Origin of the sequence: Sphingobacterium sp. SGR-19 (assembly GCF_011043555.1) — a bacterium.
In the GTDB taxonomy this organism is placed as follows: Bacteria; Bacteroidota; Bacteroidia; order Sphingobacteriales; family Sphingobacteriaceae; genus Sphingobacterium.
In genome coordinates, this window is the sequence record NZ_JAAKGS010000004.1 from 296,777 (window position 1) to 309,048 (window position 12,272).

The 12,272-nt window shown below is 42.7% G+C and carries 10 protein-coding genes and 1 tRNA gene; 8 read left to right on the top strand and 3 right to left on the bottom strand.

Features of this window, described 5'->3' with window-relative positions; all coding sequences use genetic code 11:
- Positions 1 to 165: 165 nt before the first annotated feature.
- From sufB to sufD, 3 genes are read left to right on the top strand one after another with little or no spacing between them, the layout of a single operon-like run.
- Positions 166 to 1,617: a Fe-S cluster assembly protein SufB gene (gene sufB / locus G5B43_RS10540; RefSeq protein ID WP_165294695.1), complete on the top strand. Its 1,452-nt coding sequence runs from the start codon at positions 166 to 168 to the stop codon at positions 1,615 to 1,617.
- Positions 1,618 to 1,644: 27 nt separating this feature from the next.
- Positions 1,645 to 2,403, top strand: coding sequence for a Fe-S cluster assembly ATPase SufC (sufC, locus tag G5B43_RS10545; RefSeq protein WP_165294696.1), 759 nt, complete (start codon positions 1,645 to 1,647; stop codon positions 2,401 to 2,403).
- Between the two features lie 48 nt (positions 2,404 to 2,451).
- On the top strand, positions 2,452 to 3,759 hold the full coding sequence (sufD, locus tag G5B43_RS10550; RefSeq protein WP_240904841.1) for a Fe-S cluster assembly protein SufD: 1,308 nt from the start codon (positions 2,452 to 2,454) through the stop codon (positions 3,757 to 3,759).
- Between the two features lie 113 nt (positions 3,760 to 3,872).
- On the opposite strand, the gene G5B43_RS10555 is transcribed toward sufD, so the two are convergent.
- Positions 3,873 to 3,945, bottom strand: a tRNA-Gly gene (locus G5B43_RS10555).
- Positions 3,946 to 4,036: 91 nt separating this feature from the next.
- Complete coding sequence (locus G5B43_RS10560; protein WP_165294698.1) at positions 4,037 to 5,572, bottom strand: NAD(P)/FAD-dependent oxidoreductase; 1,536 nt, start codon at positions 5,570 to 5,572, stop codon at positions 4,037 to 4,039.
- A 696-nt stretch (positions 5,573 to 6,268) separates the two neighbouring features.
- Between G5B43_RS10560 and G5B43_RS10565 the strand changes: the two genes are divergently transcribed.
- The 4 genes from G5B43_RS10565 to G5B43_RS10580 are packed head-to-tail and all read left to right on the top strand — an operon-like array spanning position 6,269 to position 9,347.
- Complete coding sequence (locus tag G5B43_RS10565) at positions 6,269 to 6,847, top strand: LemA family protein (RefSeq protein WP_165294699.1); 579 nt, start codon at positions 6,269 to 6,271, stop codon at positions 6,845 to 6,847.
- A gap of 45 nt (positions 6,848 to 6,892) precedes the next feature.
- Positions 6,893 to 7,327 carry a TPM domain-containing protein gene (locus G5B43_RS10570; protein ID WP_165294700.1) on the top strand — a complete coding sequence of 145 codons (435 nt, stop codon included), beginning with the start codon at positions 6,893 to 6,895 and terminating at the stop codon, positions 7,325 to 7,327.
- Positions 7,328 to 7,346: 19 nt separating this feature from the next.
- Positions 7,347 to 8,147, top strand: coding sequence for a TPM domain-containing protein (locus G5B43_RS10575; RefSeq protein ID WP_240904842.1), 801 nt, complete (start codon positions 7,347 to 7,349; stop codon positions 8,145 to 8,147).
- Between the two features lie 60 nt (positions 8,148 to 8,207).
- Positions 8,208 to 9,347, top strand: a complete 1,140-nt coding sequence (locus tag G5B43_RS10580) for a TlpA disulfide reductase family protein (protein ID WP_165294701.1) — start codon at positions 8,208 to 8,210, stop codon at positions 9,345 to 9,347.
- 34 nt (positions 9,348 to 9,381) lie between these two features.
- Here the strand turns inward: G5B43_RS10580 and pgi are convergent, their stop codons facing one another.
- Positions 9,382 to 11,028 carry a glucose-6-phosphate isomerase gene (gene pgi / locus G5B43_RS10585; protein ID WP_165294702.1) on the bottom strand — a complete coding sequence of 549 codons (1,647 nt, stop codon included), beginning with the start codon at positions 11,026 to 11,028 and terminating at the stop codon, positions 9,382 to 9,384.
- Positions 11,029 to 11,178: 150 nt separating this feature from the next.
- On the opposite strand from pgi, the gene prfB reads away from it, so the two are divergent.
- Positions 11,179 to 12,256 (top strand): peptide chain release factor 2 gene (gene prfB, locus G5B43_RS10590; RefSeq protein ID WP_165294703.1). Its coding sequence is split into 2 segments (ribosomal slippage): positions 11,179 to 11,238 and positions 11,240 to 12,256, totalling 1,077 coding nucleotides; the frame shifts between segments, so codons are not numbered across the junction.
- Positions 12,257 to 12,272 lie beyond the last annotated feature (16 nt).

Genomic DNA, 12,272 nt, shown 5'->3' on the forward strand with positions numbered 1-12,272 from the left:
ATTGAAGACGTGGGGTGCATTTAAAAGCGCAGAAATGACATTTGTCATTTTTTTTACTGAAATGTGGGTTAGAATACGTGTTAGCTTAGGGTATGTCGTCTTTTAATCGTATCTTTGTAGTCCAAAATAAGGTAGGAATCGCCGAATTAAAAAAGGGGTAGAGAAATGAGTACCAAAGACGATGAATTACTAAAAGAGCTGGAGCTCGAAGAATATAAATACGGGTTCACCACAGATATTGAGATGGAAATAGCCGCTAAGGGGCTAAGTGAAGATACTGTTCGTTTCATATCTGCAAAGAAAAACGAGCCCGAATGGTTGTTAGAATGGCGGTTAAAGGCATTGCGCCATTTTCTGACCATGAAGATGCCTACATGGCAAAATTTTGAAAGTCCGGAGGTGGATTTTCAGGATATTTCGTATTACGCAGCACCTAAACCCAAAAAGCAATTAGAAAGTCTTGATGAGGTGGATCCGGAGCTGCTTTCGACATTCGAAAAATTGGGCATTCCATTAGACGAACAGAAAGTTTTGGCTGGCGTGGTAGCCGTTGATGCGGTGTTTGATTCCGTCTCCGTAAAGACTACATTTCGGGAGAAGTTGAAAGAGCAGGGAGTTATTTTTTGTTCTTTTGGCGAAGCTGTGCAAGAATATCCGGATTTGGTGAAAAAATATCTAGGCACCGTAGTGCCACAAACAGATAACATTTATGCGGCACTGAATTCAGCGGTGTTTTCGGATGGCTCTTTCGTGTACGTTCCGAAAGGCGTAAGGTGTCCAATGGAGCTTTCCACGTATTTCCGTATAAATGCACAGAACACCGGACAGTTTGAACGTACCTTGATTGTCGCGGAAGAAGGCTCCTATGTATCCTATCTGGAAGGCTGTACAGCGCCAATGCGTGATGAAAACCAACTACATGCTGCGGTGGTTGAACTGATTGCCGAGCGGGATGCGGAAATTAAATATTCGACGGTGCAGAATTGGTATCCAGGAGATAAAGATGGCAAGGGCGGTATATACAATTTCGTAACGAAACGTGGTATTTGTAAAGGTGATCATGCTAAAATTTCGTGGACACAAGTGGAAACAGGTTCTGCCATCACATGGAAATACCCTGGCGTTATTCTGAAAGGCGATCATTCTGTAGGGGAATTTTATTCCGTGGCAATGACGCGTAATAAACAGATTGCTGACACAGGGACGAAAATGGTGCACCTTGGGAAAAATACCCGTTCTAAAATTGTGTCGAAAGGTATTTCTGCAGGTCTGAGCCACAACAGTTACAGAGGACTGGTAAAAATTGGTCCGAATGCCGATAAAGCGAGAAACTTTACACAATGCGACTCTTTATTGATTGGGGATCGCTGTGGAGCACATACATTCCCTTATATAGAGAATAGAAACCGTACAGCAATGTTGGAGCACGAGGCGACGACATCAAAGATCGGTGAGGATCAGGTTTTTTACCTGAACCAAAGAGGGATTGATCCGGAGAAAGCCGTTGGTTTGATCGTTAATGGCTACGCCAAAGAGGTGCTAAACCAACTACCGATGGAGTTTGCAGTAGAAGCGCAAAAACTATTGGCGATTTCTTTGGAAGGATCGGTCGGGTAGTAATTTAAAATTTCCAAATTAAGAAAAATGTTATCAGTTAAGAATTTACACGCGTCTGTTGAAGGCAAACAAATATTAAAAGGATTAGATTTAGAAGTCAAAGCGGGAGAGATTCATGCCATTATGGGACCCAATGGTGCCGGAAAAAGCACGTTAGGCAATGTATTGGCTGGTCGTGACGCTTACGAGGTCACCGAAGGCTCCGCATTGTTGGAGGGCGTTGACTTATTGGATTTAGCTCCTGAAGATCGTGCTCGGGAGGGTCTTTTTCTAGCTTTTCAATATCCGGTAGAAATCCCCGGTGTGTCCAATATCAATTTCTTGAAAACAGCGGTAAACGACATTCGGGAGTATAAAGGTTTGCCGCCAATGGAAGCAAAAGAGTTTTTGCAATTGGTAAAAGAAAAACAAAAACTGGTGGATTTTTCAGCAAACCTCGCCAATCGTTCGTTGAACGAAGGCTTTTCAGGAGGTGAGAAGAAGCGTAACGAGATATTCCAGCTGGCGATGTTAAACCCCAAGTTGGCCATCCTTGATGAGACAGATTCAGGACTTGATATCGATGCATTACGCGTTGTAGCAAACGGTGTAAACCAACTACGTTCCGAAAACAACGCATTCGTCGTCATTACACATTACCAACGTTTATTAGATTATATTGTGCCTGACTTTGTTCACGTACTATATAACGGACGAATTGTGAAAACAGGACCAAAGGAATTGGCTTTGGAATTGGAAGAAAAAGGTTACGATTGGCTAAAAGAATACGACACGCAAACCGCTTAATAAAATTTATCCATGGATAATTTAAACAGCGGATTGATAAAAAAGAACATGAGTACAATAGTTGCAGATTCATTATATCAACAGTTGGTTTCGACCTTCCAAGAGTTAGATACGCAAGAACGGTCCTATTTGACGACTTTGCGTCAACAAGCTTTTGAACGTTTTCAACAGGAGGGTTTTCCGACTGTCAAGAACGAGGAGTGGAAATATACCAATATACACCCTTTAATCAATGGAACCTATGCATTGAATGCATCGGTAGATGTGGACAATGTGGATACGAGCAAAGCGGATATCCCAGGCTTGGATGCCCATCGGATTGTGTTGGTTAACGGTGAGTATGTTTTGGCATTCTCTTCACTCGAAGACGAAATAGGTTTGGTGGTAAAACCCATCAATGAAGCCTATAGGGAAGCTAACTTTGAAAAGCATTACGCGCAGCATGCAGATAAATCGGATAATGTGATGGTGCAATTAAATACGGCGCTAAACACAGCGGGCGTGTATTTATCGGTTGCTAAAAACAAGGTCATTTCCAAACCGATTCATATCGTGCATGTCGCGACGGGAAAAGATGCATTTTTTGCCCAAACACGTAACCTGATTGTGGTAGAATCCCATGCAGAGGTAGAGATTATAGAATCTTTTATAACGGTAGATGGCGCAGCAAAGAATGTACATAATAAGGTGACGGAAATTGTGGTACAGGAGAATGCAAAAGTACAGCATTACTATCTGCAAGTAGCTGATGCAACGAGCCATTACATCATGCATACGGAAGTTTATCAAGAACAACATAGTCTATATAATAACTATAATTGTAATTTGCCGGGAGCATCTTTCGTGCGGCATAACATCAATGTGCGCTTGGATGCAGAACAGGTGGAATCACATCTATACGGTATTAACCTAACAGCAGGCCAACAGTTTGTAGATAACCACACTATTGTCGATCATATAAAACCGCATTGTGAATCTTACGAGTGGTATAAAAATATCCCGCAAGACGAGTCTACAGCGGTATTCAATGGTAAGATCTTTGTTCGTGAGGACGCACAAAAAACAAATGCCTTCCAGCAAAATAATAATATGCTTATCGGGGATAAGTCTACGGTATACACAAAGCCGCAGCTAGAAATCTTTGCAGATGATGTGAAATGTTCGCATGGTTGTACGATGGGGCAGTTTGACGATGATGCATTGTTTTATTTACGCGCGCGTGGTATCGGGGAGGAGGCTGCCCGTGTATTATTAGTACATGCCTTTGCATTCGATGTTACTTCCCGTTTCTCTAACGAAAATGTTCGTCAATATATAGAGCATCTCGTTGAAAAGGGTTTAGAGAAGAGCAAGTAGTTTTCCATATGATAAAATAAAGGCGTCAGAATCGAACTCTGACGCCTTTATTTATTTTTCGGATTTGTGTGCAACATAAAAAGCCCCTGAATTTTTCAGGAGCTTTTGTTTTGAGCGAAAGACGAGATTCGAACTCGCGACCCCAACCTTGGCAAGGTTGTGCTCTACCAACTGAGCTACTTTCGCTGATTGTGGTACAAAGATAGCGATTCGGTATATATCTGTCAATAGCTTTTTTGAATTTTACTAGTTATGATTTATCCCCGCTTCTTTTATTTTAAATCGCATCCACACAATTAATCCCGTCGATTGCGGCTGATACAATTCCACCGGCATAACCTGCACCCTCCCCACAAGGATAAAGTCCGGAAACTTCCGGATGTTGCAAAGTCTCCTTATCACGAGGAATACGAATAGGGGAGGAGGTACGGGACTCGACACCCACTAAAACGGCATCATTGGTATAGTATCCTTTCATCTTCTTGCCAAAGAGAGGAAGCGCTCCACGTAATGCTTGGTGCACAAAAGGCGGTAACACTTCATTAAGGTCGACGCTTTTTGTCCCCGGCTTATAGGAGTTTTCGGGAAGGGTTGTCGATATTTTTTGCTGTACAAAATCAACCATACGTTGCGCCGGAGCGACCAAGTTGCCACCCCCTAACCGAAATGACTGTTGTTCTACTTCTTGTTGAAATCGTAGCAATGCGAATGGATCAGATAATGAATTTGGTACATCTTCTAAATTGATTTGGATAACGGTACCTGAATTGGCGTGTGGATTATTCCGTTTTGACGGAGACCAACCATTGACGACGATCTCCCTATCTTCTGTAGCACAAGGGGCAATAATTCCACCCGGGCACATACAAAATGAAAACACACCGCGCTTATTGACCTGTTCCACCAGACTATAGTAAGCAGGTGGCAGATTTTCCGGACGTATCGTGCAATGATATTGTGCTTGATCGATGATTTCCTGTGGGTGTTCGATTCGCACGCCTAATGCAAAAGGTTTAGCTTCTATCAACCAGCCTTTCCGCTGAAAAAGATGGAAGATGTCACGGGCGGAATGACCCGTAGCTACGATGACGTGATGCGCATGTATCGCGTCTCCTGACGACGTGCGTACTCCTTTTATCTTTCCAAAATCGGCAAGAATATCATCTACTCGGCAATCGAATCTTATTTCTCCTCCATGTTCCAAGATGGTGTTGCGCATATCTTCGATAATATGGGGGAGCTTGTTAGTGCCTATATGGGGTCGGGCGTCGACCAAAATATCATGTGGAGCACCATGCTGTACAAAAATCTGCAGCACTTTATCCACATCGCCGCGCTTGTTGGAACGTGTATACAGCTTGCCATCCGAATACGTGCCCGCCCCACCTTCGCCAAAACAGTAATTGGATTCGGGATTTACTACACCCTCCCGATTTATCTTTGCTAAATCCCGTCGTCTATCCTTTACGGGTTTTCCACGTTCCAATACAATAGGTTTAAATCCGCGCTCCAAACATCGGTACGCGGCAAACAGACCTGCCGGTCCAGCTCCGATGATAATGACAGGTGCAGCATGATGCACGTCATTAATGGAGGAAGTAAATACTTCGGGAAGACGAGGCTCGTCGATATAGAAAACGACGCGAAGACGATACACGGCTTTGCGGCCTCTGGCGTCAATGGAGCGCTTGCGGATGTGGTGCCCCTGTATGCGCGAGCGATCTACCTTTAATTGTTCCGCGCCGAGGGCGATAAGAGTGTCGGTGTCATGGATTTGATCGGGAAATACCGCGATTTCAATTTCTTTCTGCATATCTAATGGTTGGGTTTTTATCCCAAAAACACCACAAAGGTAGTTTCTTTTCTTTTTTCCTTGACGAAAAAAGAAACAAAAAAGTCAAGGCTGAATATGGTTTTGCTATTTTTCTTTGGCTATTCCTAAACAGCATGAAACTCGCTGCGCTCAAACAACATGCTGTTTTTGACGGAATATCTTGTAGAAAAATGGTCGCAAAACAATATAAGGCCGTTTTTAACCCGCATCACAGCGAGGCGTTCTTGAGCGCTTTTATTTACGCATTTTGCACCATCCATCATTACCATAAAAGGTCACATCCAAATGTTTTACAACTGTACAAACTTATTCCTGCACTATCCCATATGTAAAACATTTGAAGTGACGATTTTTTTTGTTTCTTTTTTTTGGGGAAAAAAGAAATGGTATTTTTATTTTGTTTTTAACAGAATAGTCTTCGTAAAAATCGACGCAGAACGATACGATGTCGATTTAACCCACATCATCGCGAGGCGTTCTTGAGCGCTTTTATATATGCATTTGCACCATCCCCAATTAACATAAAAGGTCACATCCAAATGTTTTACAACTGTACAAACTTATTCCTGCACTATCCCGTATGTAAAACATTTGAAGTGACGATTTTTTTTGTTTCTTTTTTTGGGGGAAAAAAAGAAATGGTATTTTTATAAAAATTTGAATAAAACTTCACAGATGAAAAGATTAGTTATTGCAATCGTCGGTTTGTTTACAGCGCTGTCATTCAGCTCCTGTGGGTATAACACCATGGTCTCCAAAGATGAGAACGTTAAAGGAAAATGGGCACAGGTAGAAAATGCCTATCAACGCCGTGCGGACTTGATTCCGAATTTGGTAGCAACTGTAAAGGGTGCGGCCGAACACGAAGAGGGTACGTTGACTGCGGTTGTAGAAGCACGTGCAAAAGCTACTTCGGTTACCGTTGATCCGTCTAATTTATCAGAAGAGGCTATTGCGAATTATCAGCAGACCCAAGACGCATTGTCACAGTCAATCGGGAGGTTGTTAGTAAGTGTGGAAGCTTATCCTGATTTGAAAGCAAATTCGAACTTCCAAGAATTGCAGGTACAACTTGAAGGTACGGAAAATCGTATTTCTGTCGAACGCCGTTCATACAATGAAGCCGTTCAGGATTATAATACCACGGTAAGGAGTTTTCCAAATAATATGATGGCTGGAATTTTTGGCTTTAAACCGAAAGGAACCTTTAAAGCGGCAGAGGGAGCTGACAAAGCGCCTACGGTTGAGTTTTAGGATTATTATATTATAATAACGGAAAGATGAACAGGAGGGCTTGATATGGACATATTTTCAACAGAAGAACAAGATCGTATTGTTCAGGCCATTAGTGTGGCAGAAGCAAAAACGTCGGGCGAGATTCGACTCGTAATCGATAAAAAATTAAAGACAACTTCTGCGATGGATGCAGCCGTTTCCTATTTCGAGGAGCTGGAAATGCATAAAACAGGACTCCGCAATGGCGTTCTTATTTATATGGCCATCGATGATCACGAATTTGCTATAATAGGCGACCGTGGCCTAGATACAAAAGTAGAAGCCAATTTTTGGGATGAGACGAAAGAACTAATGATCTCTTTCTTTCGCCGCAGTGATATCGTGCAAGGACTAATTGAAGGGATACACGATGTGGGAGAACAGCTACAGAAGTATTTTCCCCGTGGTGTTGATGATGTAAATGAACTTCCAAATGATATCCATTTTGGAACAAATTAAAAATCCAATGCGAGTATATATGTTGACTAAACCGACCTTGAAATGGATTGGAGTGATGTTTTTTGTGTTATTGAGTTCGATTTTTTCGCTTTATGCACAAAATTTACCGGAAGCGCCGAACCATTTGGTTACCGATTATACGGGAACATTGACTGACACGGAAGTTCAGGCATTGGAAAGAAAACTACTCGCATTCGAGGACTCTACATCAACGCAGATTGCGGTCGTGTTGATTCGCACGACCGAGGGTTATGATGTTGCCGATTATGCCGTACGGTTAGGTCAGAAGTGGGGTGTCGGAGGTAAAAAATACAACAATGGGGTTATTTTATTAGCTGCATTGGAAGACCGAACAGTTACGATCCAAACAGGTTACGGGATGGAGGGCGCCTTACCCGATATCATAGCTCATCGGATTATCCAAAATGAAATAAGACCGAATTTTAGTCGGCAGCAATATTATCAAGGGCTTGATGCTGCAACAAACGCAATTATTGCGTATACAAAAGGTGAATACAAAGCTGATCCCCGTGATCGGCGGGAAAGAGGTGATGGCGTACCGGTTATCCTAATCGTTATTATCGTGATCGTTATCATATCCCTGTTCTCTAAAGGTGGCGGCGGCGGACGTGGTGGACGCGTGATGACCGGTAGGGGAGCTTCGGATATTTTCTGGTGGACACTGCTTAGTGGTATGGGAAGAAGTGGTGGCGGCGGAAGTGGCGGCTTCGGAGACAGTGGTGGCTTCGGTGGAGGAGGAGGTTTTGGCGGGTTCGGCGGAGGCGGCTTTGGCGGCGGCGGCGCTAGTGGACGATGGTAACAATTCTTATACGTTGTAACAAATTGTTCCTATCCACGTTATCATAGGATGAGCATAAGCATGAGAAAAAGGTTATTAACAATTTTAGGGCTGATTCCCTTGTTCGTATTTTCGCAAGAGGATTTTACCTTAAAGGGAAAAATAAAGGGACTACAGAACGGAGCGAAAGTTTTTTTCCAATATAGAGATAATGGAGAGACTATTTTAGATTCCACAACGGTTAAGAGGGGCAGATTCAAGTACCAAGGATCGGTAACACAACCAACTCCCGCAACGTTAATTTTAGCAGACACTGGACAGACCATGTCCGAACTGCGTGGAAAAGAGGAACAACCACCTATTAATTCCGTCTATTTATCTAAGGGTGTAATTAAGCTGGAAGGTGATGATTTCGCAACAGCCAAGGGAAGAGGAAATAGGATCAATAAAGATTACGCAAAATATAAAAAGCTGTCGGACGAGATTTATGAGGGTTTTGCAGCTTTGGATGCGGAATATGAAGCCGCTCCAGATAAAAAAAAGCAAGATGAAGCTTTTCTCCAAGAATTAGATACAAAAGCGGAGGCGCTTTATAAAAAGCAGAAGACCCTGACTGAAGGATTTGTAAGAGATAATCCCAAGAGTTATATATCGCTGACTGTTTTGAACGAAATAGTTTCGACAGAAAACGTAGTCAGTTTTGTAAAACCAGCGTATAAACGGATGTCAAATAGCTTAAAGATGACAGACCTGGGTAAAAGTCTAGGCGAGAAGATTGCCAGCATGGAAAAACTCGCGGTCGGCGCGTTGGCTCCCGATTTTACACTGCCTGATACAGCCGGCAATGAATTAGCGCTTTCTTCTTTGCGAGGTAAGTATGTGTTAGTGGACTTCTGGGCGAGTTGGTGCGGTCCCTGCCGTCACGAGAATCCTACAGTAGTTGCAGCTTTTGAGAAATTTAAAGATAAAAACTTTACTGTTTTAGGTGTGTCGCTAGATCGACCGGGAAAAAAAGAAGACTGGATGAAAGCTATTCACGATGACAAGTTGGAACAATGGCCACACGTATCCGATCTACAATTTTGGAATTCGCCGGTAGTGAAATTATATTCCATTCGAGGTATTCCCCAAAATTATTTACTTGATCCCGAAGGAAAAATTATCGCTTCGAATCTAAGAGGTCCTGCATTGGAAGAAAAGCTAAAAGAGGTCTTGAATTAAAAAACAAATAGGAGCGAATTCGCTCCTATTTGTTTTATCTCCAAGCTTTATACTGGTTGATTAAACCATTTGTAGACGCATCGTGCGCTTTCACGGGTTCGTCATTGTCCAATTCAGGAAGAATGTTATTCGCTAATTGTTTGCCTAGCTCTACGCCCCATTGGTCAAAACTGAATATATTCCAGATTACACCTTGAACAAAAATCTTGTGCTCATAAAGGGCTATCAAGCACCCTAGTGTATACGGTGTGATTTTCTTAATAAGAAACGAGTTGGTCGGACGATTGCCTTCAAATACCTTGAAATTTTTCAAAGACGCGATTTCCTTTTCCGTTTTACCGGCTTTCTGCAACTCACTTACCACTTCTTCTTCGGTCTTTCCGTTCATGAGCGCCTCGGTTTGAGCGAAAAAGTTGGATAGCAATAGTTGATGGTGGTTGCCGATGGGGTTTTGGGAGACAGCTGGTGCAATAAAATCACACGGAATTAATTTTGTACCTTGATGGATGAGCTGATAGAAAGCATGTTGTCCGTTCGTGCCCGGCTCTCCCCAAATAATTGGGCCTGTTTGATAATCCACCCGGTTGCCATTCCTATCTATATATTTTCCGTTGCTTTCCATATCTCCTTGTTGGAAATAGGCAGCAAAGCGGTGCATATATTGATCATAAGGCAAAATGGCGTGGCTTTCAGCATCAAAGAAATTGTTGTACCAAATACCCAATAAAGCAAGTACAACAGGAATATTCTGTTCAAACTCTGTTTCTTTAAAGTGTTCATCGGCCGCATATGCACCTTCCAGAAGTTGCTCAAAATTATCATAACCAATACCTAAGGCGATGGATAGCCCTATGGCGGACCACAACGAATACCGACCGCCTACCCAGTCCCAAAATTCAAACATATTTTTGGTGTCAATACCAAAAGCGGCTACACCTTGTTCATTTGTGCTTAATGCCGCAAAATGTTTGGCTACATCGGTTTCTTCCGCGCCCGATTTTAAGAACCAACCTTTTGCAGATTTGGCATTTGCCATCGTTTCCTGTGTCGTAAAAGTTTTGGAGGCAATAAGAAATAATGTCGTTTCGGGGTTTAGACCTTTTAACGTTTCCGCCATATGTGTTCCGTCGACATTGGACACAAAGTGCATGTCTAACCGTGTTTTGTAAGCTTTCAGAGCCTGCGTGACCATCACGGGTCCCAAATCTGAACCACCGATGCCGATATTGACCACGTCCGTTATTTCTTTGCCCGTATAGCCTTTCCACTCACCTGAAAGGATCCGGTTGGTGAAGTCTTTCATTTGTGTCTGCACGGCTCTTACTTTCGGCATAACGTCTTCACCCTCAACCACTACAGGATTAGTGGATTGGTTGCGTAGTGCAGTGTGCAACACTTGCCGCCCTTCCGTTTGGTTGATCTTCTCTGCAGCGAACATGGCGTCAATAGCTTCTCTCAGTTGGCATTCTTTTGCCAGTTGCACGAGAAGTGCTAGGGTCTCATCATCTATCCTGTTCTTTGAAAAGTCAAACAGGATATCCCCTAATTGTAAGGAGAATTTCTCGAATCGTTTTGGATCTTCGGCAAATAATTGCTTTAAGGATTTCTCGTTAATGGAGATATGATGGTCTGCTAAGTATTTGTAAGCTTCGGTCGTTGTAAAATCTACGTTTGGAAACATATATATAATAGTTTATTTTTTATCGAGACCAAAGATAGCTTTTTTTGACTTTTTTTCTGAATTTGTTTGTTGCAATAGGCCATCAAGAACCTCCATGAACTTTAATAATTACCGATTAGGATTCATGGAGGTTTTATTTTAATTTTGAGCATGACCAAGGAACAAATTCAAGACTTGAGGGATAGAGTAACGTCCCTAAGGAGGCATCTTTGACATTGATGCGAAGAAATCAGAGATAACAGAAAGGACAGAAATCACGCTGCGTCCGGATTTTTGGGATGATCCTAAGGCGGCAGAGAAAGTGTTGCAGGAAATTAAAGGGTTGAAACTATGGACCGAACATTTTGACGAAGTGGCTGCTGCGGTGGAGGATGTCGGTGTCATGTACGAGTTTTTTCAATCCGGTGACGCGAGTGAGCAAGACGCAAATGAACAATATGAATTGGCTCTTTCGCAAGTAGAGGAATTGGAGTTTAAAAACATGCTGAGCTCTGAAGAAGACCAGCTTGACGCTATTTTGCAGATTACGGCAGGAGCAGGCGGGACTGAATCTTGCGACTGGGCTTCCATGTTGATGCGAATGTATATCATGTGGGGTGAAAAACATGGGTGCAAGGTAGTGGAACAGGATTATCAGGAAGGTGATGTAGCGGGGATCAAAACCGTGACGTTACAATTTTCTGGAAATTTTGCTTACGGCTATCTGAAAGGAGAGAATGGGGTACACCGTCTAGTTCGGATCTCGCCATTTGATTCCAATGCAAAACGGCATACATCTTTTGCTTCGGTATATGTTTATCCATTGGTGGATGATAATATCGAAATAGAGATAAAGGATGCCGATATCGAATGGGATACTTTTCGTGCTGGCGGGGCGGGAGGACAAAACGTGAACAAGGTCGAGACAGCTGTCCGTCTACACCATAAGCCGACGGGAATTATCATTAAAAACCAGGAATCGCGCTCACAGCTCCAAAATAAGGAAAATGCGCTGCGTTTATTGAAATCTCAACTTTATGAGATAGAGATGCGTAAACGACAGGAAGCAACCGCAGCCATTGAAGGCTCCAAGAAAAAGATAGAATGGGGTTCGCAGATTCGTAACTACGTGCTGCATCCCTATAAATTGATCAAAGACCTACGAACAAATGTAGAAACATCCAATACGCAAGCCGTGCTGGATGGCGAACTCGATGCGTTTTTGAAAGCTTACTTAATGGAATTTTAATAGGGAAGTTGTATAC